Source organism: Buttiauxella noackiae ATCC 51607 (assembly GCF_001654865.1).
Classification (GTDB): Bacteria; Pseudomonadota; Gammaproteobacteria; order Enterobacterales; family Enterobacteriaceae; genus Buttiauxella; species Buttiauxella noackiae.
Map to the genome: position 1 here is coordinate 80,301 of NZ_LXEO01000015.1, position 25,230 is coordinate 105,530.

Genomic DNA, 25,230 nt, shown 5'->3' on the forward strand with positions numbered 1-25,230 from the left:
ACGCATCCTGGGGAGTTGACCCCTGCGTATTAGCTATTGTTAGTTTTGCAGTAGTGCTTTTTCAGCAAGCGTTGCGAAATATCGTGCCGCATTTTCAATTAATGTCTCATCCGGATTAAACGCCGAATGATGTAAACCATAAGGGCTGGCGCTACCAATACTGACAAATGCGCCGGGAATGGTTTGCAGATAAACAGCAAAGTCTTCGCCACCCATATGCAGTTCGGAGGTTTGTGTCTTATAACCCACACTTTCTGCAACCTGCATAGAAAACGCCGCCCATTTCTCATCGTTGATTAACGTCACCGGCCCGTTAAACCACTCCACATCAATCTGTGCGCCAAAGGCACTGGCTAAGCCGGAAGCAATTTCGCGGATGCGTTTCTCGACCTGTTTTTGAATATCACCACGATGAGTGCGCACGGTTCCTTCAAGCTCAACGTTTTCAGGCAGCACATTCCAGGTATTCCCCCCTTGTATGCGTGTCACACTCACGACCACCGAATCGAGCGTATCAATATCGCGACTGGCAATAGTTTGCAGCGCGATAACCAGCTGGCTTGCCAATACAATGGGGTCGTGGCCCTCATGTGGGCGGGCGGCATGAGCGCCTTTTCCTTTCACCCGCAAAACAAAGCGATCAACATTGGCATAGAATGCGCCGCCTCTGGTGGCAAAGGTGCCGACCGGTAAACCGGGTTCGTTATGCATCCCAAAAATAGCTGAGACATTTTCCAGAGCCCCGGCCTTAATCAGTGCCTTTGCGCCGGTAAAATTTTCTTCCGCCGGTTGAAACAGCAAGCGCACGCGACCTGGCAATTGGTCTTCACGCTCCTTAAGTAACAGAGCTGCGCCGAGGATCACGCTGCTGTGAACATCATGCCCGCAGGCATGCATCACGCCATCGTGTTGTGAACTAAAAGAGACACCGCTGGTTTCCTGAATCGGCAGTGCGTCAATATCCGCACGCAGCGCAATCACCTTATCGCCGTGCCCTACTTCAGCCACCACACCAGTGGCAAGTGAGTACGGCAACAGACGCAGCCCTGCGGACTCCAGCCAGTGACGTATGCGAGCGGTAGTTGCCACTTCCTTGCCGGACAGTTCAGGGTTCTGGTGGAGTTCACGTCGCCAGTCGATAAGCTGTTGTTTGAATGTCTGTGGGGCGAATGTCATTGGCAACCCCTTACCAGGCTTCATGCTGTGCAGCAAAATCGAGGTGCGATATTGCAGGCTGAGCGCCAGCCAACAAACGCAGCGACTGCAAACGTGCTGCCGGGTCGGCAATCGGGGTATCAATGATAAATTCGTCGATACCAAACTGTTGGCTCAATGCCTCAAGTCCGGCATGTACTTGCTCTGCGGTACCTTTAAGCAGCGAGGGTTCGCGTCGTTCGATTTTTTTGATAGCGCTGCCTGCCTGGCGAGCAAATGCGTGAGCCTGCGCTTCACTGGCGACACTAACGCGTTGGCTGTTTTCAAGCTCAACGCTCCAGATTTCCACCAGGCTTGCCAGTTCATCGGCGGTATCTGTATCAGCCGCCACAATCACCTGCACCGCCACCTGCGTGTCGCGTTGGCTTTTACTACGCCACGCGTTAAGAACATCGCGCATCAGGGTTTTATCGCCATTCAGATGGGCGGCGTAGACGAAATTCCAGTTAAGATTTGCGGCAAGCTGTGCACTCTCAAGGCTTGCGCCCAGCAAGAAACGCTCGGCACTTTGTGCAGGAACCGGCGTTGCGCGTAAGGTTTCCTCGTCATCCTGTGCTGCTGGTAATGAGAGCCAGTTATCAAGTTGAGTGAGTTTTTCCGCGAACGACTCTTTATCTTGCCCGGCACGTTGCAATGCTTGTGTGGAAAGCGGTAACCCACCTGGCGCTTTACCCACACCGAGATCCACACGCCCTGGAGCAAGACTTGCTAATAAATTGAAGTTCTCCGCCACTTTATAAGGGCTGTAATGTTGCAACATCACCCCGCCGGAGCCGACACGAATGCGGTGGGTTTGCCCAACAATCCAGGCAATAAGCAACTCAGGAGACGGGCTTGCCAGGTGGGAAGTGTTATGGTGCTCGGCAATCCAGAAACGGTGATAACCCCAGGCTTCGGCCTGTTGAGCCAGATGTAACGTGTGCTTGAGAGCGTCGCCAGGAGTGCCATCCTTTGCGACCGGACTTTTATCCAGCAGGCTAATTCGATAAGACATGCGACCAACTCGTATTGTTTAACATGTCTTAATTAATAAGGTTTCCGTCAACGTGAGTGAAACAATTAATTTACATTTAGTTAGCCAAAAACTGGATAAGCCCATCCATTGGGATCTAAAGTTTCATATATGGCCTATTGTAGTATTTATTAATTATAAATAGATCTTTTATGACCCTTTTGATTGACATTAGTCCATAAATGACCCATTTTTATTATTAATTTAATAAAAAGACCATTTATGACCCCTTTGATTAAAAGTGGCTCATAAAAAACCAATGTATTGTCAAAAAATGAATCTAAGGGTCATATATGAACTATGACAACGCAGACCTCGTCGCCAAGCTGCATACCATGAGTGAATTATTGAGTGACGTTAAAAAAGCGGTGGCACTGAGAGCGCAAGAGTCAGATCTGGCGCTAACCGAACAGGTCATTACGGAATCTGTACAGTTGGGGCAACAATTAAACCAACGTCGCAAAGAACTGGAGATCGACCTGGCAACCCTTGAGCTGCAAACGGGTGTTTCAGCATCAACGTTGAAACGGCTGTTTAAAGATCCCGATCAGGTCAAATTTGGTACCGTATTGAGTGTCGCTGACGCATTAGGAGTGAAACTGTGCGCCGCCGTGTAGAAGTGTGGTTATACGGTGAAGCGGTGGGTGAATTGCGCCAGGATGATGATGGTTTTGCGTTTAGCTACCATGCCGACTATATCGGCCCGCCGCTCTCCTTAAGTTTACCGGTGCGTGTTGGCCACTTTCACAGCCGAACTCTACCGCCCTTTTTTGCATCATTAGCACCTGAAGGTTGGTTGAAAAGGCGTTACAGCCAACTGCAACAACGCGATGAGCATGATCTACTCGGTATGCTGATTGATAACGGCAAGAACCTGATTGGCGCAGTTCAGCTGGTCAACATTCTGGAGGATTAACAATGCGCTGCCACATTCTTTTGACTCCGCTGGTGCAGGCCAAAGAGCGGGAGTCTGGTTATTCAAACAAAGGCCTCAAGCACCTGACCAGCTCAGGTAAGGTCAACCCGCAGCTGAGTTTTACGCGCAGTGAATTTATTCACGAATTGCCAAAAGCCCAGCGAGGGATGAGTATTTCCGGGTATCAACCAAAACTGCAAATGGTGGTGCGCGATGGCGAGTTTGCGGTGGTAGAGCATCAGGGTGAATACATACTCAAACCCTCTCCGGCCGAATTTCCACATCTGGCAGAAAATGAACACGCGACAATGACGCTAATGGCGCGACTCGGATTTGACGTACCGCCACATGGATTAGTCAGTTTTGCGCCTGAAGGAAATGATACTGAACGTGAGTTGGCCTTTGTTATCCGCCGTTTTGACCGGGATATGATAACTGGCGCGGCCATTCACCAGGAACAGCTTGATGCGGCGATGAATATTGGCGAGAAGTACGGCAAAACCGGCAGCGACGGTAAGCAGTATGTTAGCTATCAGCAATTGGCAGAGTTTCTGACCCAACATGTGAACAGCAACCTCGCCTTTAAAATCGACTTGTTCCGCCGTATCACCTATGCGTATTTGCTGGGTAATAACGATATGCATCTACGCAATTTCGGCTTGATGCATCCAAGAGTTGGCGAACCAACGCTATCCCCGATTTATGACTTTGTCTCCGTTGCCCCCTATCCCACCATTTTTAGCTCAGGATTTATGGCGCTGCCATTACTGAGTTGCGAGGAAGGCGACCGGGAGTTAGCGCCAGGTTTTAAAACCGCCTATGGTGAATATCTGGGTATGGATTTTCGGGAACTCGGCCTGGCGATAGGATTGACCGACAAACTTATCGTGAAGTTATTGAATGATTTGCAAAAAGAGAGCCGCATTGTGGAAGCGGTATATCGTGATTCGTTTATGCCACCCGAGGCGATTGCCGCCACGTTGCGTTGTTACCATCAGCGGCTGGACAGGTTGATGCGCCTGGATGAAGCGGAGTTGTGAAACTGAAGTGTGAAAAAGAGTCGGCTAACGCTACGCTTACCCGACCTACGATTTCAAATTCGTAGGGTGGATAAGCGCAAGCGTCATCCACCAATTACATTTACATCAAGAAAATCAGAAGGTTTCCCAGTTTTCGTTTGAGTCGCTGACGGCGGCTTTACGATTCATTACCGGGGTGATAGTCAGTTTTGGCTCAACCTGACGAGGCTCCTTTTTGGCTTCCTGGCCAATACGGAACACGGCAACAGCCTGAGTCAGACGGCTTGCCTGATCTTCAAGTGCTGAAGCAGCAGCGGCAGATTCCTCCACCAGGGCGGCGTTTTGCTGGGTCACACGGTCCATTTCAGAAACCGCCAGCCCAACCTGGTCGATACCACGGCTTTGCTCATCAGACGCCGAGGCAATTTCACCCATAATATCCGTCACACGCGTTACCGCATTGACGATTTCGCCCATGGTTTCACCGGCACTTTCAACCAAAGTTGAACCGGTATCCACTTTATTAACGGAATCTTCAATTAGCCCTTTAATCTCTTTCGCCGCCTGTGCACTACGCTGTGCCAGGTTACGCACTTCACCGGCTACAACCGCAAATCCTCGCCCTTGCTCACCGGCACGTGCCGCTTCAACTGCGGCGTTCAGCGCCAGAATATTGGTCTGGAAAGCGATACCGTCAATCACACTGGTGATGTCGGCAATTTTTTTCGAGCTACCGGCGATGTCGTTCATGGTGCGCACCACGTTATCCACCACTTTGCCGCCCTTCTGCGCGGTTTCTGACGCGCTCAATGCCAGCTGGCTTGCCTGACGGGCGTTTTCCGCATTCTGTTTCACGGTTGCAGTTAACTGTTCCATGCTGGCAGCAGTCTCTTCAAGCGAAGCGGCTTGTTGTTCGGTACGGGAAGAAAGGTCGTTGTTACCGATAGATATTTCGCTGGCACCGCTATAAATCGCATGCGCGCCGTTACGAACTTCGTTCACTGTGCTCACCAGCTCCGACTGCATATGTCGCAGGCTTGCCGCCAGTTGGCCCATTTCATTGGTCCCATCCACATCGATGGAGTGCACCAGGTCACCGTCCGCGATATGGCGAATGTTATCAATCAAGCGGTGAAGCGGCTCGATAAGGGTTTTCTTGATACCCAGCCAAACGACAATAATCGCCGCGACAACCAGCGCCAGAATCACAACCAGGATCCAGATGGCCTGAGAGTATGACTGGTTATTGTCGTCTACTGCTTGTTGATACAGGCTATCGTTTTGTTGTAGATAGTTGACGTACTCTTTCTCGAAACCATCCTGATATTTCTGTGTTGGCTGGTCGAAGAACTCATTAATTTTACCCGCCCCCAGCAATTGAATCAGCTCGGCAAGCGCACCGTGGTAAATATCATAGTTACGTTTGATTTCGTTGATTGATGCTTCGCTCTGACGCGGGTCGCGTGGCAAGGCTTCATACGCGGCCCACTCTTTTTCGGCCTGCTTTAACGACTGGCTGGCAATAAGCATTAACTCATTTACTGTCGAACCGCTGCCGATATTGTTGGTATCCATCATATGACGGATACCAGCACGGTTTAGAGTGTTGCGGGTTTGAAGCAAGGCAACCCAGCTACCGTTGAGCGTGGACTGCTGCTGACGAATCGTTTGCAGTACAGTGAAGTTTTCTTTGTCGTTTTTCAGTGCATTGAAGAACAATCCACCGGAAGTAATTTGCAAAATACCAAATAAACCCAGCACAAGTAGAAGGCTGGTTACAACTTTTATGCGATTTAACATGCTTTTTTGTTCTCATGGCAACAGAAGCATAAAGTTTCGGCAGTTGGCGCTAAAACTTTATGCTTATTGTCTGAGAAAAGCTGAGATCAGCTGCGCTCAATATCTTTAGCGGCCTGATCTAAGGTGTCGATGATTTTGTAGAGCGTCTCTTTGGGTAAATTGCTTTGCCCAAGTTTGGTATTGAGCGCCATTTTAAAGTTATGGATCGCTCGCTGTATTTCAGGTAAACGGCGATTATCGCCTAACACGCCCAGCGACTCGAGCTTAGCGATGATATGACCGAGATGCTCTTGCTGCTGAGCAAGTTCCGCATGCCCTTCTTCGGTGAGCATCCACGCCTTTTTGCTGCTGTCGCTTTGCACTGCGGCGATAAACCCCATCTCCTCAAGCAAAGAGAGGTTCGGATAGATAATTCCAGGGCTTGGGACATACTCGCCCTTCGCCGTCGCCTCAATAGATTTGATCAGTTCATAGCCATGCGCGGTATTGGCTGAGAGGAAGTGCAAGATCAGCAGACGAATATCATTGGCATCAAACAGGCGCTCTCGACGCATCCGCGCTTTGCCTTCCATTCCCCCGTGTTCGTGATGACCATGATGGCCACCGTGTAAACCATGCTGTTCATGACGCTCATGTTTTGCGCAAAAACGATGATGAATATGTTTGATTCTCATGTTCGTTTCCTTATTTGTTATGCCAGTAAGCGACAGCGCGTACGTAATCGGCGTCCAGACCACGGTTTTCCAGCAGTTCATCACTGAGTTGTTTAACATCGTGCCCTTCGCCGGTAATCCAGACGAAATAGTCATTCTCCGGGAATTCAATGGTACTGACGTTACGTGCGATAGATTCGATATCAAGCCACTCAACGCGCGCATGTTCAAACTCGCTGAGATACTCATGAGTTTGTGCATGGTGGCAATTGACCAGCACGACAGGTGAAATATGTTCGGGTAGTGAGAGCAAGCGGCGACGGACTGCAGGTAAACCGCTTTCATCGCAAATATAGAGTTGGAACGTGTAATCGGTTGGGATGACGAGCGATCCTCTTGGCCCACCGATAAGGAGCGTATCACCCACTGCGGCTTTATCAGCCCACATGCTTGCCACACCGCCATCGTGAATATAGAAATCCAGCGTCAATTCGTTACGTGCGGCATCAAAAGACAAAGGGGTGTAATCGCGAGAAACAGGGCGCAGCCCTTCGCCCCAGACAATGCCATCATCGGTAACGGATGGTCGCACAAAATCACCGTTTTCAGGTGGGAAGAAGACTTTTACATGGTCATCAAACCCTTGTGAAGAAAAACCAACCAGTTCGGGGCTGGTAAAAACAATACGGTGGAAACAGCCTGCGACCGTTTGTTTGCTTTTAACAGTTAACTCACGGAATTTAAGCTCATTTTTTACGCGTTCAGGAAGTTTAGGTTTGGTTTGTATGGTCATCGGGTTCTCATTATTCATCGTGTAAGATATATCATAGATATGTTTTAGCACATGAATGTGAGATTGTCGTTATCAATTTTTGCGATTATACAAGCCTCGCCTCGCTGAAAATTTAATCAATTTAATTAACTCGTCTCACGGGTCGCAAATTGACAAACCCTTACCAAGCGGGGCTTTCAATTTGCTTTAAGTGGTGCCTACACTGAGGTTGGCAGCTACTGCCAGGTAAAACTCCATTCACCCACCAAAGTCCAGGAGGTTTGTAATGTTTCCTGAGTACCGTGAATTGATCAACGAACTAAAATCCGCGAACCCGCGCTTCCTCAGCTTGTATGACAAGCATAATCAACTCGACGATGAGATTTTACGCAGAGGGGGGCCGCAAGGGACGGGATACAATGAAAAGGTCGTGCAGATGAAAAAAGAGAAGCTGCGGCTAAAAGATGAGTTGTATCAGATGTTGAAGAAAGCCAGTCATTAGGTTCGTTGTCAGGAAGGGGAAACCCCCTTCCTGTTTTTGTACATCAGGCTTTGGTGACACGCGTAAAAACAATCGCGTAAAGTTCATTCAAGCCCGGATATATTTCAGCAATCACTTCCTTGAGCTCTGGCAGCGTCATATTTTCCTGCCGTGCATGCTCATCAGTCAGTTGGTCAAGAGCCACCGGCGTCACACTGACCACTTCAATAGTGCAAAAATAAACATCATCTTCATAACGCCCGACGCGCAGTTGTTGGCCCGGGGTAAAGTGTGATTCAGAGGCATCACGCAATGTAATCGTTTTGCGCCCGGCGACAATATCGTTCTCGAAACGCTGGAAAAAGGTTATGTCGTTCATGGAATTCCTGCTCGAAGTATGAAGGGTTTTAAAACAGAGAAAACATCAATGCGACTGGAAAGCTCATCGGCCAGGTCGCTCCCACCAGCACAGAGCTTAATAGTTTAATTCGTTTGGTATCGCGAGCCAAAAACCAGGTGACCAAAGCAGTGATTAACGACATTACAGCGTAAAAAATCAGCATATCTTGATAAAGAGTCATTTTTATAATGGGGTGTTTGGAAAAATTCCCGCAAAATATGCTCTTTTTTATGATGCAGATCAAGTTTTCACGTTAGTTGAGCAAATGGGTGTATGTGATTTTTAACCATCGCTTTAGCATTTATGCGGTCCAGTCTCATTTGGAAAGACAACTGCTCTCAAATTTCATAGCTTGCTTATAATACCTGGTCTCAATTTTATTATCGGAAGGATTGATAAAAATATTAACCTAATTACACTACCAAATATTCACAACATAAAAACAACTATTGGAAATGAAATTTCCATATACCCCTAAATGGTTAAGCGCCTCTAATGTATTTAGATTAAATAAAAAACATATTTATTGTATTTGTGCTCTTATCATTATGATGAATTTTCTTAGCGTTAGATTATCTAAACAATAGTGTTTCCTATAACTGTCGTAAAATTTAATTTTCTTGCTATTCGTTAAGGATATTATGATAATGAGTGTATACATCCGTACAAAATTTCTTCTACGCTATCTTGTATAAATAAGAATATTCATAATGTTCAAATTAACCTCTAGAAAAGCATTGATATTGACTGTTTTTGTTCTTATTGCTCCTTTTGTTCTAATTGCTACATATTCATTTTTCTACATTAAAGTGGGAATGGAAAATAATTTTAACGAAACAATGTTTAGATTTACCAAAAATACTGCCTATGCCAGCATAGAAACCCCCGTAAGAAAAATTAATGCAAAACTTAATGCTATGGCTGGCATGATTAGCAAAGAAGATATTTCTCAATACATCTCTCCTGATCACTCTGAATTAAATTCATTGCTACCTTCATTAATTATCTCTAATGAGATGTTTTCCAGTGTACTGCTATCTGATAGCCAGGACCGGTACAGGGTTTACCCGCATAAAGAATATCAAGGGTTTAAACCATCCGAACGTCCCTGGTTTCCGACAGATGGCGTTAAAAATACAATTTACTACTCTGATCCTTATGTGGGTATCAGTAAGAGCCCCATTACCAATAAGCACGTGCTCGATGTCACGGTAAGCATGAATCTCTTTGACAGAAAATCGGATTTCGTTGGCAATATTGCCCTGGATCTGGATCTGGATGCATTAAGCAACATTCTGAAGGGCCTTACCATACCTTATAATGGCCGATTTAAGGTTGCAGCAATGGATGGCTCAATCATTATGTACGCGAACACCAAGGAAATTTTCGTCCAAAAGATACCAGAATCTTGGTTAAAGGAGATAAAAGAGACATCAGGCTCATTTAACGATAACGACAATAAGCAGATTGTTTTCTATCAGGCATATCAAAACCCTGACTGGGTTGCATTATCCACTGTCAGCTATGAAAATTATAATAAATTGCTGAATAATGCTTATCTTGCATTAACCTACATCATACTCGGCTGTTTAATTTGTTATCTCATTGTGGCTATAATTATCAGGGTGTATTTTAAACAATGGGTCGATGTACTTTATCTCAGTGTTAATGAAAATATATCCAACGAAACTCCACGTAATTTGGAAAATCTTTGTAAGGGAATAGCCAAAAAAAATGAAACGCTGAAAGAAGCAGTAGAGGCCGCCACCACCGATCCGCTGACGAAAATTGGTTCACGCCGAAAATTCGAACAAGATGTGCTGAACCTGTTTAATTCCCGTGTTCCGTTCCATCTGGCAATGATCGACCTTGATAACTTTAAAAAAATAAATGATACATGGGGCCATCAAACCGGTGACTGTGTCCTGCAAAATGTGAGTAAAGCAGGCGTTGAGAGATTTGGTGGGAAACATGACATTTATCGATTTGGCGGTGAAGAATTAGTCGCATTAATTTATGATTTACCATTCAATGAATGCTATGAACTTATTGATAGCTGGCGCTATACCGTGACAAAAAGAAAGTGGCGTGAACAAGGCATGTTGGTTTCGTTTAGCTGCGGAATTGCCAGTTCGGTTGAGTGCAGCTCGATAGATGAATTGGTCGCAACGGCCGATAAATTGTTGTACCAGGCAAAAGAGTCAGGGAAAAATTGTATTTACCCGCCTATATCCTAAAAAATTCGAGTTGCATCGCAGCGGCAAGAGAGCGCATCCCGATGAGCTTACATAAGTAAGTGATTCGGGTAAGCGAACGCAGCCAATAAAGTAGTAACTTGAAGTTTTACCGCTCACTATGGGTCGGTAGGCGCAAGATGCTCCTCTTGCGCTCTCAAAATTGATCATTAATCAATATGGGTGAATTTTGCATACGTAATGACCTCTCGAACCCGATAACGACTATCTTTAATAAACAGTGTTATCCCCATCGAGGTCATTATGTTCCTCAACTACTTCGCTCTCGGCGTCCTGATCGTTGTCTTCCTCATTATTTTCTACGGGATTATTATTCTCCATGATATCCCCTACCTGATAGCCAAAGCCCGCAACCACCCGCACGCCGATGCCATTCATGTCGCAGGCTGGGTCAGCTTGTTTACACTCCATGTTATATGGCCGTTCTTATGGATCTGGGCAACGCTCTACCGCCCTGAACGGGGCTGGGGTATGCAACAAAATGCCGACGCAACACTGGCTTCGTTACAGCAACGCGTAAGCGAACTGGAACAGAAACTGGATAACAACAAAATAACTCCATCGGAGTAATATCATGGATCTGCTCATTATCCTGACATATGTGGCATTTGCGTGGGCCGTATTTAAGATTTTTAAAATACCGGTAAATAAATGGACAGTGCCAACCGCTGCTTTGGGCGGAGTATTTTTAATTGGCGCACTTATTTTATTAATGAACTACAACCATCCTTATACTTATTTAGCGCAAAAAGCGGTTATTTCTATTCCTCTTACTCCACAAGTAACGGGAATTGTCAGTGAAGTTACCGATAAACAAAACATGATGATTAAAAAAGGTGAAGTGCTATTTAAAATAGACCCTACGCGCTACCAGGCTCGTGTCGACAGGCTGCAAGCTGATTTAATGACGGCAATTCACAGCACGCAGTCACTCAAGTCACAACTTGATGCCGCCGTGGCCAACACAACTCGTGTCACCGCCGAACGCGACAGACTATATAAAGATTACCAACGTTACCTTCAGGGCAGCAAAGCGCGAGTAAACCCCTTCTCTGAAAGTGATATTGATAACGCACGACAGAACTTTCTCGCGCAAGATGCGCTGGTAAAAGGTTCAGTTGCCGAACAGTCACAGATCAAAAGCCAGTTAGACAGCATGGTGAATGGCGAACAATCACAGATTGTCAGCCTGCGCGCCCAGCTTGCCGAAGCCAAATATAATCTCAACCAAACCGTTATTCGTGCGCCCAGCGATGGTTATGTCACGCAAGTTCTGATTCGCCCCGGAACCTATGCCGCTGCCCTGCCGTTACGCCCGGTGATGGTGTTTATTCCGCAACAAAAACGCCAGATTATTGCCCAGTTCAGGCAGAACTCTTTGTTACGTCTGGAAGCGGGTGACGAAGCCGAAGTTGTATTCAATGCGCTACCTGGGCAGGTTTTCCAGGGTAAGTTGACCACGGTTCTGCCTGTTGTCCCTGGCGGTTCTTATCAGGCTCAAGGTACGTTGCAATCTCTGACGTTAACTCCAGGAAGTGACGGTGTATTAGCAGTGATTGAACTCGCACCCGATGCGCAAGTGGATGCCTTACCCGATGGGATCTTTGCCCAGGTGGCCGTCTATTCTGACCACTTTACCCATGTATCTGTGATGCGTAAGGTGTTATTGCGGATGACCAGTTGGATGCACTATTTATATCTGGATCATTAAGTTGCAAAAACTCACCACCTCTTTGGGAGGTGGTGAGATAACGCTAGTGCTTAATCATTACATGACGAATGACGGTGTAATCCTCAAGCCCGAATAACGACATGTCTTTGCCATAACCCGAGAGTTTTTGTCCACCGTGCGGCATTTCACTGACCAGCATGAAATGGGTATTCACCCATGTACAGCCGTACTGCAAACGAGCACTCAGGCGATGTGCGCGGCCGACATCTTGTGTCCAGACTGAAGACGCCAGCCCGTAGCTGGAGTCGTTCGCCCAGCCAAGCACCTGCTCTTCATCATCAAAGGTCGTGATGCTAACCACCGGGCCAAACACCTCTTTTTGCACAATGTCATCTTCCTGCTTTGCACCCGCAAGTAGCGTTGGCTGGAAGTAATATCCCGGCCCTTCTACTTTCGCCCCTCCCGTCACCACTTTGACGTGTGGGAGTGCTTTAGCAGCATTCACCGCATTGCTTACCCGCTCAAGATGAGCGGCAGAACTTAGCGGCCCGAGTTCTGTGGATTCATCGTCTGGTGCACCATATTTCAGGCTGCTGACCGCATCCCCCAGTTTTTCCACCAGTTTGTCGTAAATGCCCTTCTGGGCGTAAATTCGGCACGCCGCGGTACAGTCTTGCCCGGCGTTGTAATATCCGAATGTGCGCACACCTTCGACGACCGCATCTAAATCCGCATCATCAAAAACAATCACTGGCGCTTTGCCGCCCAGTTCCATATGGGTACGCTTAATCGAAGGTGCGGTATGGCTGATGATATGCTCACCAGTGGCAATCGATCCGGTTAAAGAAACCATGCGCACTTTCGGATGACCGGTCAGCACATCACCTACCGTTTGCCCGCGCCCGAACAGCACATTCAGTACGCCAGCCGGGAAAATATCTTTCGCCAGCTCAGCGAGTTTAAACGCGGTAAGCGGAGTGATTTCGGAGGGTTTGATCACTACACAGTTACCCGCAGCGAGCGCCGGGCCTAGTTTCCATGCTGCCATCATTAGTGGGTAGTTCCACGGCGCGATAGACGCCACCACGCCCACAGGGTCACGGCGAACCATCGACGTATGACCACTGAGATATTCCCCTGCGGCTAGTCCGTTCAGACAGCGGCTTGCACCAGCAAAGAAGCGGAACACATCCACCACCGCAGGAATTTCATCGTTCAACACACAGTGATAAGGTTTACCGCAGTTTTGCGATTCCAGACGGGCAAACACTTCGCCATTTTGCTCAATAACATCCGCCAGTTTTAGCAGATGTTCCGCACGTTCTTTTGGGGTGGTTTGCCCCCAGGTAGCAAAAGCAATATCTGCAGCCAGTACCGCATCGTTTACCTGATCCGCAGTGGCTTCCGCGATCTCCAGCAGAACCTCTCCCGTTGCCGGGTTGTATACCGGCAACTTTTCCCCAATGCCTTGCACTAACTGGCCGTTTATTAATAGCTGGCTTTGCATAGTGATACCCTTTTCAACATTATTTACCGCTGCCCGCGACTTCATCTCCACCGCGACTCAGCCAGTACGCCCCTAAAATCGGTATGGTTGTCATCAACATCACCATTAGCGCCACCACATTCGTGACCGGCACTTCGCGCGGGCGTCCCAATTGATTGAGCAGCCACAGTGGCAATGTGCGTTCATGCCCGGCGGTAAAGGTCGTGACGATAATTTCATCAAACGACAGCGCGAACGCCAGCATGCCTCCGGCGAGCAATGCAGACCCCAGGTTAGGCAAAATGACATAGCGAAAGGTCTGCCAGCCATCGGCACCCAGATCCATCGACGCCTCAATCAAGCTATAAGAGGTGCGCCGGAAACGAGCGATGACGTTGTTAAACACAATAACGACGCAAAACGTTGCGTGCCCCACCACAATGGTGAAAAAGCCCGGTTCAAAATTCATCATTTTGAAGGCGGTTAGCAGTGCAAGGCCCGTGATGATTCCCGGCAGCGCAATTGGCAACAACAGCAACAAGGAGATGGCATTTTTGCCAAAAAACTCTCGCCGCCAGAGTGCAGCGGCAGCGAGTGTGCCCAGGATCAACGCAAGTATAGTTGCCAGTGCGGCAATTTTGAGTGACAACGTCACGGCGTCAAGGATGTCACTGCGCGATGCCGCCACGCTGAACCAGTGCAACGTCAATCCTTTTGGTGGAAAGCTAAATGCCGCCTCTTCGGTGTTAAACGCATAAAGCGCGATGATCAACAGCGGGAAATGCAGAAAAATCACCCCACCCCAGGCAGCAATTTTTAGCAGTAACGGTGCGCGTTCAGAGTGCATCGAAGGCCCCCAGTCGTTTCACCAGTGAAAGATAAATGGCGATCAGTACAATCGGCACCAGCGTAAATGCCGCCGCCATCGGCATATTGCCTATCGCGCCCTGCTGGGAATAGACCATGTTGCCGATGAAATACCCCGGTGGCCCCACCAACTGCGGCACAATAAAGTCACCCAGCGTCAGTGAAAATGTGAATACCGAACCGGCCGCTACACCAGGAATGGCAAGGGGCAAAATCACATGGCGGAAGGTTTGAGTTGGGCGTGCGCCCAAATCAGCCGATGCCTGTAACAATGAAGGCGGCAAGCGCTCAAGTGCCGCCTGAATCGGCAGGATCATAAATGGCAGCCAGATGTAGAGAAACACCAGAAAACGCCCAAAACCGGATGTAGAGAGCGTATTTCCGCCTACCGCCGGAATGGTCAGCATCAGGTTTAATAGTGGTTCTAGCCCCATGTGTTCAAGAAACCATTGCGCTACGCCATCACGGGAAAGTAACAGTGTCCAGGCATAAGCCTTAACGATGTAACTGGCCCACATTGGCAGCATCACGGCAATATAGAAAAACGCCTTCAGTTTGCCGCTGGTATAGCGCGCCATAAAGTAGGCCATCGGAAACGCCAGCACTGCGCTGGCGAGGGTCACCGCAATGGCCATCGTCAATGTGCGCAGAATAATGTCGTAATTAGCGGGGTTAAACAGGGCTGTAATGTTGGCGAATGTCAGATCGGGCGTGACCGACATGGTGAAGTCATCAAAGGTATAAAACCCCTGCCATAACAGTGTGAGTAATGAACCAAGATAAACAACGCCGAACCATAACAGCGGTGGCAGCAGCAGTAAGGCCAACCAGAATCCTGGGCGCTGCCACAAAAAAGTAGCAATGCGCCGCATCAGGCGGTTGTCAGGGTGCGATGTGGGGAGACTCATATCCATTTCATCCTTCCCCCAGCAGCGGGACCATCGCCGCGCGAGGCCAGACAGCGGTGACCTGCTGACCAATTTGATAGCGCTCTTCGCTGACGATACGTTGCGGGTTCGCTTCACTGACCAGCAGTTTCTCACCGTCGGCAAGGCGCAGTTCGAGGCGCGTCGCCGCCCCCTGATAGTGGATCTCCTGAATCATGCCGCTAACGCTGATTCCGCCGCTCTGGCCGGAATGATCGTTGAGAACAATATGCTCAGGGCGCAGGGAAAATAGGCCCTCCTCACCGCACACTTTCCCGGCAAGAGCGGGTTGCAACACATTTGATGTACCGACAAAACTGGCCACAAAAGCTGTGCGCGGCTGCATATACAACTGGCGTGGCGTATCGACCTGTTCAATGCGTCCGTTGTTAAAAACCGCCACGCGGTCGGACATCGACAGCGCTTCACTTTGATCGTGGGTGACAAAAATAAAAGTGATGCCCAGTTCACGCTGGAGTTTCTTTAGCTCGCCCTGCATCTGTTCACGCAGTTTAAGATCCAGTGCCCCCAGCGGCTCATCCAGTAACAACACTCGCGGACGATTCACTAACGCTCGTGCCAGTGCCACACGCTGACGTTGACCGCCGGAAAGCTGTGAGGGTTTACGTGCATGAACAAAGCCAAGCGCTACGCGTTCCAGTGCTTCCTGCGCTTTACCAAGTCGCGTTTTTTTATCAACACCTTTCACCATCAGTCCATAAGCGACGTTTTCCAGCACTGTCATATGGGGGAATAATGCGTAATCCTGGAAGACGGTATTCACATCGCGTTGATAAGGCGGCACGTCTTGTGCCGGTTTGCCAAAAATCGCGATCTCGCCTGAAGTCACCTGCTCAAAACCGGCAATCAGCCTTAAACAGGTGGTTTTGCCCGAGCCAGAAGGCCCGAGCATAGAGAAAAACTCCCCGTCATCAATATCAATTGAGACGTTATCGACAGCTCGCACATCACCATAAAGGCGCGAGACGTTTCTGAACTGCACAGCGTACGACATAACTCCTCCAGGCTTAGCGGCCACCCATAATGGCGATATAATCCTGGGTCCAGCGACTGTACGGCACGAATTTACCGCCTTCAGCGATCGGAGTTTTCCAGAACACAATCTTATCGAAGTAGTTATAACCGTTGGTTTCGCAGCCTTTGTCGCCCAGAAGCGTACTGGCTTTACAACCTTCAGCCACCGCTGGCAGTGAACCAAACCATGCAGCAACGTCACCCTGCACTTTCGGGGTCAGCGAGTGGTTCATCCATTTGTAGGCACAGTTCATATGTTTTGCATCAGCATGCAGCATGGTGGTATCCGCCCACCCGGTGACGCCTTCTTTCGGGAATACTGTGGCAATCGGCTGGCCTTCGCCTTTCAGGGCGTTTGCCTGATACGGCCAGGCACTTGAAGCAACCACGCCTTCATTTTTGAAGTCACTCATCTGCACGGTCGTGTCGTGCCAGTAGCGGTGAATCAACCCATGTTGATCACGCAGTACTTTTAGCACTGCGGCATATTGTTCTTCGGTCAGCTGGTATGGGTCGGTAATACCCAGTTGCGGTTGGGTGGCTTTGACAAACAGCGCGGCATCGGCAATGTAAATCGGTCCGTCATAAGCCTGCACACGGCCCTGGTTGGTTTTGCCGTCAGGCAAATCCTGTTTGACGAACACCACGCCCCAGCTGTCAGGTGGTGTCGGGAAGGTTTTGGTGTTGTACATCAGCAGGTTCGGCCCCCACTGATATGGCGTGCCGTAAACTTTATCGCCCACGTTAAACCACGATCCTTTCACCAGACGCGGATCGACGTTTTTCCAGTTTGGGATGAGTGCCGTATTAATCGGCTGTACGCGTTTGCCCATAATCAGGCGTAGAGATGCATCGCCTGACGCGGTAACCAGGTCATAACCGCCCTTCGCCATTAAACTGACCATTTCGTCTGAGGTGGCGGCCGTTTTCACGTTCACCTTACAACCGGTCTCTTTTTCGAAATCCGTCACCCAGTTGTACGCTTTATCGGTATCGCCGCGTTCGATATAACCCGGCCAGGCGATAATATCGAGCTGCCCTTCACCGGGGCCAATTTTGTCTGGAAGCCCTGCCGCCTGTGCAGAAAGCACGGTCAAACAGAGGGTGGATAAAGTCCATATAGCCTGTTTTGTACGCATTGCTGCTTCTCCTGTCGGAAAGATAAAGGCGGCACCTGATTGGGTTTAGTGCCGAAAGAGCAAAAAAATCCCCGTACAAAAACAATAGTCTGCGCCAATATAGCCAGCATGCTGGCTTGGGGAAATTTCACCAGGATGTGATATAGGGCGCAGTAAAGTACACCGCAGAAATTTTCGCCGAGGTAAGATAACTGGATGATTTTTAAAGTGTAGATAGATGTAAGCGAGACGGTGACTCCGCGCTACCGTTTTTCTCAATTATCGAAATTTCATATGGATGGAGATGAAAATGCAGGTTGCTCATATCGCTGTGTGGACCAATAACCTTGAAGATGCTTGCGCATTCTGGCGTCAACACTTCAACGCAAAAATTGGTGAGGCATACCATTCGAAGCGCCGCGAAGGGTTTATCTCCCATTTTGTGACGCTGGAAAATGGCCCCGCGCTGGAATTGATGACATTACCAGGGCTGGTAGCGAAACCGCCACGCGAAGATAACCGCACCGGCTGGGCACATATTGCCATTAGCCTGGGGTCTGTTGAAGCGGTCGATAAGTTGGTGGCAAGTCTTAAACCACTGGGGGCTTTGGTTCACGAAGCTCGCTGGACGGGTGATGGTTTCTACGAGGCGGTGATAGCCGACCCGGATGGCAATCTGATTGAGATAACGTCTTGATGCTCTATGCTTAGTGCATCTGCGAATCATTAAAAGGAGAAAAAATGACTATTTCCGCACGTAACCAACTCACTGGAACGGTGAGCCATATTGCTGATGGCGCGGTGAATGACGAAGTTGAACTGACGCTTAACAGTGGCGGTAAGCTGGTGGCGGTTGTGACGCGCTCCAGCAAAGAAGCGTTAGGGTTAAAACCGGGTAAAGAAGCCATCGCGCTGATTAAAGCCCCTTGGGTCATGCTGGCCACCGAAGATTGCGGTTTACAGTTTTCGGCCCGCAATCAATTCCCAGGGAAAGTACGCTCCCTTGCGCGCGGTGCGGTGAATACCACAGTAAGTATTGCCACTGATGGCGGCGCTGAATTAACTGCGATTGTGACCAACGAAGCCGCCGATGACATGGCGCTGAAAGACGGCAGCCGTTTGATCGCCTTAGTCAAAGCCTCATCCGTGCTGCTGGCAGTGAAAAAGTAATAAACCAGGGCCGATAACGGCCCTGCCAGATTGCTGAAAAAGAGTGATGACCGGGTTTTGTAGGGTGGATAAGCATTAGCGTCATCCACCGTTTTGGCCCGTTTTGTCGGATGACGCTACGCTTATCCGACCTACGAAAAGGTTTGTCATTAGTCTCCCAGGGCCGATAACGGCCCTGGTTTTCACGCTCTTATCCCAAATCCCCACCACCTACCGGAAGAATAGTCCCGGTGATATAGCTTGCCTCGTCACTTGCCAGAAATAAAATGGCATTAGCCTGTTCAGCGAGCGTGCCATAACGATGCATCAGGCTGCTCTCTTTGGTTTGATCGACCACCTGCTGATACCACTCCTGTTCCTGCGGGCCTGGCTGCTCCTGGTTACGAGGTGTCAGGCGCGCAGGCGCGTCGGTACCGCCCGGTGCCGTGGCATTAATACGGATGCCACTTCCCGTATACTCCATCGCCAACGATTGTGTTAACGCATTTACCCCACCTTTGGCGGCGGAATATGGCACACGGTTAACCCCACGCGTAGCCACAGAAGAAACATTCACAATCGCGCCGCGTTGTTGGGTGAGCATGTAAGGCAAAACGGCGCGGCATCCCCACAACGTGGGAAATAACGAGCGTCGGATTTCCGCTTCAATTTGCTCCGCCTGATACTCAGCAAAAGGGCGAGCCCAAATAGTCCCGCCGACGTTATTAACCAGCACGTCAATCACGCCAAAATGCAAATGAGCCTCACTCATGGCCTGTTCAGTGCTTTGCCATTGTTCAAGGTCGGCCTCAATAGCCAACACATCTCCACCTTGTTGACGCAAGTTGTGCGCAAGTTCGTGAACGTAGCGAGCACGGTCAATCAGCACCAGTCGCGCCCCTTCTTTAACGGCTTGTTCAGCAACCTGGCGGCCAATGCCCTGAGCCGCTCCGGTAATAACCATCACTTTATTATGAAATCGCATTATGGCTCCTTAGGCTGCCGCGTTATCCGTTGCATTCTGGCTGGGCGTGAATTTTTCGTAATGGAAATTCGCCGGAGTGATTTGACGCTCACGGAAGCTGCGTAAAACCGCATCAACCATTGGAGGTGGGCCGCACAGATACACATCCACCTCACCCTGATTAAGCAACTCCTCACTGAAGTGATCGGTGACATAGCCTTTTTGTGGGCAGGTGGAAGCCTCATCGGTCACTACCGGTAGCCAGGTCAAATTTGGCAAACGAGCGGCCAGTTCGTTAAGCGCCTCAACCATCACCAGGTCGGTATCTTTCGTCACACCATAAAGCAGCGTAATCGGCTGTTCAGCGGGCGTTTTCGCCAATTGCCTGAGCATGGCGAGAAACGGAGCCAGCCCTGTACCACCGGCCAGCATCAAAATAGGTCGTAACGCCGGGCGCAGATAAAAACTGCCCATTGGACCTGTGAGCGTTAATACATCTCCGGCTTTCGCATGCTGCCCAAGCCAGGTACTCATCATGCCGCCGGGAACATTGCGAATGAGAAAACTGGCCTGCGTATCACCGGGTAGTGAACTAAATGAATAGGCGCGCACCTGCGTCCCTCCGGGGATCTGGATATTGACGTACTGCCCCGGCAGGAAATCGACTCCCTTATCCAGGGCAATGACCAGCTCTATCGCGCTGGGCGTCAGTGCTTCACTGCGTATTACCGTCCCCTCGAAACTGCCGATACCTGTTTTGCAGGCAGCTGCGGGCACTGGCACATCAATCACACAATCAGAATCAGGCACCATCTGACAGGTTAGAACCAGTCGCTGTTGTGCTTCATCTTCGGAGAGCGCATCTTCAAGAAAATCGTCACCGAGATTGTACTCTCCGCTCGCACAGTGGCATTTACAGGTGCCACATACGCCATCAGAGCAATCCATCGGTAAATTCACTTTCTGGCGATAGGCCGCATCCAGCACCTTTTCACCCACATTGCAGGAAATAAAACGCGTGACCCCATCTTCAAAGTTGAGGGCGATGTTAAAGCTCATGGCATTACCTCTTCTCAGACGTGATAGATGTCGATCACCTGACGAATGTAATCGTTATTCAGATGAATGGTTTTGCGTGTGATTTGCGGACGACTTTCGCTCAAATCCAGGGTGCAATATGTGGTGCCAAAGAAATAACCACTCTGCTGATAGCGGTGGCTATGAGTCACCCAGTTGTAGCGCACATCTACGCAGTTACCGTTTTGGCTTACAATGGCGATATTTGACAGCATATGCGTAGTCCGTGGCTCGGGTGTACTGGCACCGGAGCGCTCCGTTTTAATGCGATATACACGGTCTTCCAGCCCCTGGCGGTTTGGGTAAAAAATCAGTGAAATCTGGCTATAGGGGTCGGTGGTGAGTTGGTCGTCATCACCCCAGGCTGGCATCCAGTACACCACTTTCGGGCTGTAGCAGCTTATCCATTCATCCCACTGACGATCGTCTAACAAACTCGCTTCATAATAGAGAAACTGGCTGATGGCATTGATATCCAGGCTCATGGCATCACCTCCACGCGTTGGGTAATGGAGGCGTCGTAACTGCGTTGCTCTTTTTCAATCGCGGCCAACATGGTTTGTTGCCAGTGATGGTGGTGCGCGATATACAACGCTTCGTCTTCGGAACGTATGCCGCTCATTTGCGGCACAAACCCTGCTTTCTGGGCATGTTCATCAGGTCCATAAACCCAATGTTGCGCCCCACGACTCAGATCGCTCCACTCCAGGTTTTGCCCCAGATAACCGTTCTGGCAGGCGCGGAACTCTTCCAAATCATCCGGCGTACCCATCCCACTGACATTAAAGAAATCTTCGTATTGGCGAATACGTGTGGCACGAGTTTCAGGGGCTTCCCCTTTGGGCGCAAAACAATAGATGGTCACTTCGGTTTTATCCACCGCCAGAGGGCGGATGACACGGATCTGCGTGGAGAACTGATCCATCAGGTAAACATTGGGATACAGGCATAGATTGCGCGTTTCATTCACCATTTGGTCGGCTCGTAACTCACCAAACTGGGCAGTCAGACGGTCACGCTCGGCAAATACCGGACGTACCTGCGGGTTAAGTGCCCGCGTCCAGAGCAGCATGTGTCCGTGTTCAAAACCGTAGCCACCGCCAATGCTTTTCGACCAGCCATTGGCGTCTACCGCCTGCGTCCCCTCTTCTTCATAATTGCGGCGCGACATGGTCGAGGCGTAATTCCAGTGGACGACACTGACGTGATAGCCATCGGCGCCATTTTCAGCACCCAGTTTCCAGTTACCCTCATAAATGTAACTCGATGCACCTTGCAGAACTTCGAGTCCATCAGGTGCCTGATCGACTATCAGATCGATGATTTTTAGCGTTTCACCGAGATAATCATTAAGCGGCATCACATCTTCTGAAAGGCTGCCAAACAGGAACCCGCGATATGACTCAAAGCGCGGGAGCTTTTTAAGGTCGTGGGAACCGTGTTGTTTAAAGTTTCCCGGATAGCCACCCACGCTTTCATCTTTGGCTTTTAGTAATTTACCGTTATTGCTAAACGTCCAACCGTGGAATGGGCAGGTAAATGAGCTTTTATTACCTGCTTTACGGCGGCATAACATGGCACCACGGTGTGCACAGCTATTAATTAAACCGTGTAATTCACTCTTTTTATCACGCGTAATAATGACAGGTTGTCTACCAAGCGTTAACGTAAAATAATCACCAGGCTCAGGAATTTGGCTTTCGTGTGCCAGATAGACCCACCCTCCTTCAAATATATGTTTCATTTCGAGCTCAAACAGTTGCTCATCAATAAAAATATTCCTGTTGTAGCGATAAATATCATTTTCACGATCAACAATTAACGCATTGCCGATTTTTTTCTTTAATAAATCCAGTTTGTTTTGCATAGCTTAATCTCCCGTTGGGGATCTTTTATTTCGCGATGTAATGTATGGCCTGAGGTGAAAGCGGTGCCAGCTTATGCTGGCACTCTTATTATTCTTTGGCGCGCAGGCGAGTGATGCGGGACTCTTCTTCTGGTGAATGAGAAACGCAAAGCGTGAAGTCAAAATTCACTTCGGTATGCGGGCCATTCAAGCCTCGCGTTTTAATAATCTGTGTATCATTCACTTCTACCGGATCGGCAATTAATCCGTCACGGGTTGCAAAGGCAAAATCATCCCATAGATATTTATCACCACTGAGATTGATCTGGCTGGTGAGATGTTTATGACCTGGAGCGGAAACAAAGAAATGAATATGCGCGGGACGATTTCCGTGACGTCCTAAACCATTCAATAGGTGCTGTGTCGGACCATTCGGTGGGCAACCGTAGCCTGACGGTACAATACTTTGCACACTGTAACGCCCATCACTACCGGTTTTAATGCGGCGACGCAGATTGTATTCGCTCTGGCTTTGGTCGAAGAAGGAGTAGTTACCCAGCGTATTGGCGTGCCAGATATCAACCACAGCATTTGCCACCGGGTTGCCTTTCGTGTCACGCACAGTTCCGAACAGCCACATGGTTTTACCCTGGTCCTTCCCATCATCCATACGATCATGGCCCTGAGAAAGTGGCGCATTAGCAACATACAGCGGCCCTTCAATGGTACGTGGTGTGCCGGTTTCAATCTCAGCTGCGGCATCCAGAGCATCCTGACGTAAATCCAGATAGTGCTCAATGCCAAGGCCTGCGGCTAATAATGCCGCCTCTTTGCTGCCACCCAACTCGTGCAGGTAATTAACTGCGTGCCAGAACTCTTCTTCGGTAACATTAAAATCATCAATCAACGCACAGATATTTTCTAACATGCGATGGATAATATTTTTAAAACGCTCATCGCCCTCCGCACTATTTAAACCGGCGCTCTCTCTTAATAATGCTTGCACTTCTGGTTGGTTAATGAAGTTCTTTGTCATAATAATTGTCTCATTGCTTATTTGTAGGGAGCCATGCCCTAAAAAAAGAGCACGACTAAGATAGATTATTATTGTTATTTACTTATCGTCGTTACGAATTGATGATGGATGGCGACACAAAGCATCCACTTGAATATCCATATAAGGATAAAGTGGTAGTCCCATTAATATTTCGTGCAATTCATCGGCATCTTTAACATCAAAAATGCTAACATTTGAATACAGACCAGCAACGCGCCAGATATGCCGCCATTTACCTTCTTGCTGTAAAGCTTGTGAATAGGCTTTTTCTTTCGCTTTAATTTCTGTCGCCGTTGTTACCGGCATATCTGGCGGAATATTTACCGTCATTTCAACTTTAAATAACATCTCATTCTCCTCATTCCTTGCGGCGATAATAGTTGAGCTTATCTTCATCAATGGTTACGCCAAGCCCTGGAGTCTGAGGCAATTCGACGGAACTATTGGAAAAATGCAGCGGGTTCTCAACAATGTCATCTTTCAATAATAGAGGGCCGAACATTTCAGTCCCCCACTGCAATGGCAGCGTTGACCAGGCATGTAAAGAGGCAACTGTACCGACAGTGCCTTCCAGCATCGTCCCGCCATACAAACCGATTCCCGCAGCCTGAGCCACATGGGCCAGCCTCAACACGCTAGCCGGGCCACCTGATTTAGCAATTTTCAACGCGTATGCGCCAATAAAACCACGGCGGGCAATATCAAAACCGTCATCACTGCTGGCAACCGCTTCGTCGGCAAGGATAGCAGCTCGGCAATGCTGGCTAAGATGCACCAGTGCTTCCCGGTTTTGCGCCGCCACCGGCTGTTCAATAAGATCAATACCCATTGCATCAAGCTCAGCGCAACCGCGCACGGCGGTGCTGGTGTCCCACGCCTGATTCACATCAACGCGAATGCTGGCACGATCGCCAAGTGCATCCACAATGGCACGGGTGTGTTGCATATCGGTGTGATAATCCCGCGCTCCAATTTTAAGTTTGAAGGCGTTATGCCGCCCTTCTGCCAGCAGCTTTTCACCTTCTGCAATGTCTTTACTGGTGTCGCCGCTGGCCAGCGTCCATAAAACCGGAAGTTTCGTGGTCAGAGCACCACCCAACAGCGAACTTATCGGCAGACCCAACGCTTTTCCCTGCGCATCGAGCAGTGCGGTTTCAATGGCGGATTTAGCGAAGGTATTGCCACGCACGCACTTGTTCATCAGCGCCACAAGGGCATTCACATTACCTGCTGCCTGCCCGATGAGCAGTGGCGCAAGATAGGTATCAATTGCCGATTTGATAGCTTCCGGACTTTCCACGCCGTAACTCAGGCCGCCAATGGTTGTCGCTTCGCCAATCCCGACAATACCGTCTGAGCGAGTCAGACGCAGGATAACCAAAGTCTGGCATCCCATAGTGGTCATGGAGAGTTTATGTGGCCGGATGGTCGGCAGGTCAACAATCACGGTGTCGAGTTGTTCGATAGTGGCGCTCATATCTCTTCCCTTGGGCACTTTTATAATCAGATA

At 49.1% G+C, this 25,230-nt stretch carries 28 protein-coding genes; 9 read left to right on the forward strand and 19 right to left on the reverse strand.

The features are described from left to right. Nucleotides 1–39: 39 nt before the first annotated feature. Nucleotides 40–1,176: an amidohydrolase gene (locus M979_RS06635; protein ID WP_064554201.1), complete on the reverse strand. Its 1,137-nt coding sequence runs from the start codon at nt 1,174–1,176 to the stop codon at nt 40–42. 10 nt (nt 1,177–1,186) lie between these two features. Next, nucleotides 1,187–2,209, reverse strand: coding sequence for an LLM class flavin-dependent oxidoreductase (locus tag M979_RS06640; protein WP_064554202.1), 1,023 nt, complete (start codon nt 2,207–2,209; stop codon nt 1,187–1,189). Between the two features lie 311 nt (nt 2,210–2,520). Between M979_RS06640 and M979_RS06645 the strand changes: the two genes are divergently transcribed. From M979_RS06645 to M979_RS06655, 3 genes are read left to right on the forward strand one after another with little or no spacing between them, the layout of a single operon-like run. Next, the gene (locus M979_RS06645; protein ID WP_064554203.1) at nt 2,521–2,844 is read left to right on the forward strand and encodes a helix-turn-helix domain-containing protein; all 324 of its coding nucleotides are present in this window, start codon (nt 2,521–2,523) and stop codon (nt 2,842–2,844) included. After that, a complete protein-coding gene (locus M979_RS06650) occupies nt 2,829–3,143 on the forward strand; it encodes a HipA N-terminal domain-containing protein (RefSeq protein ID WP_064554204.1) in 315 nt (104 codons plus the stop codon). The genes M979_RS06645 and M979_RS06650 overlap by 16 nt, the downstream gene beginning before the upstream one ends. A 2-nt stretch (nt 3,144–3,145) precedes the next feature. Then, nucleotides 3,146–4,183, forward strand: coding sequence for a type II toxin-antitoxin system HipA family toxin (locus tag M979_RS06655; RefSeq protein ID WP_064554205.1), 1,038 nt, complete (start codon nt 3,146–3,148; stop codon nt 4,181–4,183). Between the two features lie 114 nt (nt 4,184–4,297). On the opposite strand, the gene tsr is transcribed toward M979_RS06655, so the two are convergent. The 3 genes from tsr to M979_RS06670 form a co-directional block, all read right to left on the reverse strand. After that, complete coding sequence (gene tsr, locus M979_RS06660; protein WP_064554206.1) at nt 4,298–5,962, reverse strand: methyl-accepting chemotaxis protein; 1,665 nt, start codon at nt 5,960–5,962, stop codon at nt 4,298–4,300. A gap of 86 nt (nt 5,963–6,048) precedes the next feature. Next, nucleotides 6,049–6,636 (reverse strand): PadR family transcriptional regulator, encoded by a 588-nt coding sequence (locus M979_RS06665; protein ID WP_034455540.1) that lies wholly within the window; start codon nt 6,634–6,636, stop codon nt 6,049–6,051. Between the two features lie 10 nt (nt 6,637–6,646). Next, entirely contained in the window at nt 6,647–7,408 is a 762-nt protein-coding gene (locus tag M979_RS06670) for a siderophore-interacting protein (protein WP_064554207.1), read from the reverse strand. Nucleotides 7,409–7,673: 265 nt separating this feature from the next. Between M979_RS06670 and M979_RS06675 the strand changes: the two genes are divergently transcribed. Then, complete coding sequence (locus M979_RS06675) at nt 7,674–7,889, forward strand: HP1242/YdcH family protein (RefSeq protein WP_034455537.1); 216 nt, start codon at nt 7,674–7,676, stop codon at nt 7,887–7,889. Nucleotides 7,890–7,932: 43 nt separating this feature from the next. On the opposite strand, the gene yqfB is transcribed toward M979_RS06675, so the two are convergent. Next, nucleotides 7,933–8,247, reverse strand: coding sequence for a N(4)-acetylcytidine aminohydrolase (gene yqfB / locus M979_RS06680; RefSeq protein WP_064554208.1), 315 nt, complete (start codon nt 8,245–8,247; stop codon nt 7,933–7,935). Nucleotides 8,248–8,275: 28 nt separating this feature from the next. Continuing rightward, nucleotides 8,276–8,449: a GhoT/OrtT family toxin gene (locus M979_RS06685; RefSeq protein WP_064554209.1), complete on the reverse strand. Its 174-nt coding sequence runs from the start codon at nt 8,447–8,449 to the stop codon at nt 8,276–8,278. A 529-nt stretch (nt 8,450–8,978) separates the two neighbouring features. Here M979_RS06685 and M979_RS06690 point away from each other — a divergent pair. The 3 genes from M979_RS06690 to M979_RS06695 all read left to right on the forward strand — a co-directional run bounded on the left by M979_RS06690 (nt 8,979) and on the right by M979_RS06695 (nt 12,234). Next, nucleotides 8,979–10,505, forward strand: a complete 1,527-nt coding sequence (locus M979_RS06690) for a sensor domain-containing diguanylate cyclase (RefSeq protein WP_064554210.1) — start codon at nt 8,979–8,981, stop codon at nt 10,503–10,505. Nucleotides 10,506–10,766: 261 nt separating this feature from the next. Beyond that, complete coding sequence (locus tag M979_RS22425; RefSeq protein WP_072009402.1) at nt 10,767–11,093, forward strand: DUF3302 domain-containing protein; 327 nt, start codon at nt 10,767–10,769, stop codon at nt 11,091–11,093. A 4-nt stretch (nt 11,094–11,097) separates the two neighbouring features. Next, a complete protein-coding gene (locus M979_RS06695) occupies nt 11,098–12,234 on the forward strand; it encodes an HlyD family secretion protein (protein WP_034455532.1) in 1,137 nt (378 codons plus the stop codon). 43 nt (nt 12,235–12,277) lie between these two features. On the opposite strand, the gene patD is transcribed toward M979_RS06695, so the two are convergent. From patD to ydcS, 5 genes are read right to left on the reverse strand one after another with little or no spacing between them, the layout of a single operon-like run. Next, entirely contained in the window at nt 12,278–13,702 is a 1,425-nt protein-coding gene (gene patD / locus M979_RS06700; protein ID WP_064554211.1) for an aminobutyraldehyde dehydrogenase, read from the reverse strand. A 19-nt stretch (nt 13,703–13,721) separates the two neighbouring features. Continuing rightward, on the reverse strand, nt 13,722–14,528 hold the full coding sequence (locus M979_RS06705) for an ABC transporter permease (protein WP_064554212.1): 807 nt from the start codon (nt 14,526–14,528) through the stop codon (nt 13,722–13,724). Beyond that, a complete protein-coding gene (locus M979_RS06710) occupies nt 14,518–15,456 on the reverse strand; it encodes an ABC transporter permease (protein ID WP_425338128.1) in 939 nt (312 codons plus the stop codon). Before M979_RS06710 ends, M979_RS06705 begins: the two co-directional genes overlap by 11 nt. A 7-nt stretch (nt 15,457–15,463) precedes the next feature. Further along, nucleotides 15,464–16,489, reverse strand: coding sequence for an ABC transporter ATP-binding protein (locus M979_RS06715; protein ID WP_064554214.1), 1,026 nt, complete (start codon nt 16,487–16,489; stop codon nt 15,464–15,466). A 13-nt stretch (nt 16,490–16,502) separates the two neighbouring features. Then, nucleotides 16,503–17,648: a putative ABC transporter substrate-binding protein YdcS gene (gene ydcS, locus M979_RS06720; RefSeq protein WP_064554215.1), complete on the reverse strand. Its 1,146-nt coding sequence runs from the start codon at nt 17,646–17,648 to the stop codon at nt 16,503–16,505. Nucleotides 17,649–17,937: 289 nt separating this feature from the next. On the opposite strand from ydcS, the gene M979_RS06725 reads away from it, so the two are divergent. Both M979_RS06725 and M979_RS06730 read left to right on the forward strand, forming a co-directional pair. After that, a complete protein-coding gene (locus M979_RS06725; RefSeq protein ID WP_064554216.1) occupies nt 17,938–18,324 on the forward strand; it encodes a VOC family protein in 387 nt (128 codons plus the stop codon). A gap of 44 nt (nt 18,325–18,368) precedes the next feature. After that, complete coding sequence (locus M979_RS06730; protein WP_064554217.1) at nt 18,369–18,797, forward strand: TOBE domain-containing protein; 429 nt, start codon at nt 18,369–18,371, stop codon at nt 18,795–18,797. A gap of 190 nt (nt 18,798–18,987) precedes the next feature. Here the strand turns inward: M979_RS06730 and benD are convergent, their stop codons facing one another. From benD to M979_RS06765, 7 genes are all read right to left on the reverse strand, one after another. Next, complete coding sequence (gene benD / locus M979_RS06735) at nt 18,988–19,761, reverse strand: benzoate diol dehydrogenase BenD (protein ID WP_064554218.1); 774 nt, start codon at nt 19,759–19,761, stop codon at nt 18,988–18,990. 9 nt (nt 19,762–19,770) lie between these two features. Then, the gene (benC, locus tag M979_RS06740) at nt 19,771–20,799 is read right to left on the reverse strand and encodes a benzoate 1,2-dioxygenase electron transfer component BenC (protein ID WP_064554219.1); all 1,029 of its coding nucleotides are present in this window, start codon (nt 20,797–20,799) and stop codon (nt 19,771–19,773) included. Between the two features lie 14 nt (nt 20,800–20,813). Then, a complete protein-coding gene (gene benB / locus M979_RS06745) occupies nt 20,814–21,302 on the reverse strand; it encodes a benzoate 1,2-dioxygenase small subunit (protein WP_064554220.1) in 489 nt (162 codons plus the stop codon). After that, on the reverse strand, nt 21,299–22,684 hold the full coding sequence (locus M979_RS06750) for a Rieske 2Fe-2S domain-containing protein (RefSeq protein ID WP_064554221.1): 1,386 nt from the start codon (nt 22,682–22,684) through the stop codon (nt 21,299–21,301). The genes benB and M979_RS06750 overlap by 4 nt, the downstream gene beginning before the upstream one ends. Before the next feature lie 88 nt (nt 22,685–22,772). Continuing rightward, the gene (catA, locus tag M979_RS06755; RefSeq protein WP_064554222.1) at nt 22,773–23,699 is read right to left on the reverse strand and encodes a catechol 1,2-dioxygenase; all 927 of its coding nucleotides are present in this window, start codon (nt 23,697–23,699) and stop codon (nt 22,773–22,775) included. A 78-nt stretch (nt 23,700–23,777) separates the two neighbouring features. Further along, complete coding sequence (catC, locus tag M979_RS06760) at nt 23,778–24,068, reverse strand: muconolactone Delta-isomerase (protein ID WP_034455519.1); 291 nt, start codon at nt 24,066–24,068, stop codon at nt 23,778–23,780. Between the two features lie 10 nt (nt 24,069–24,078). After that, nucleotides 24,079–25,197, reverse strand: a complete 1,119-nt coding sequence (locus M979_RS06765; RefSeq protein ID WP_064554223.1) for a muconate cycloisomerase family protein — start codon at nt 25,195–25,197, stop codon at nt 24,079–24,081. Between the last annotated feature and the right edge of the window lie 33 nt (nt 25,198–25,230).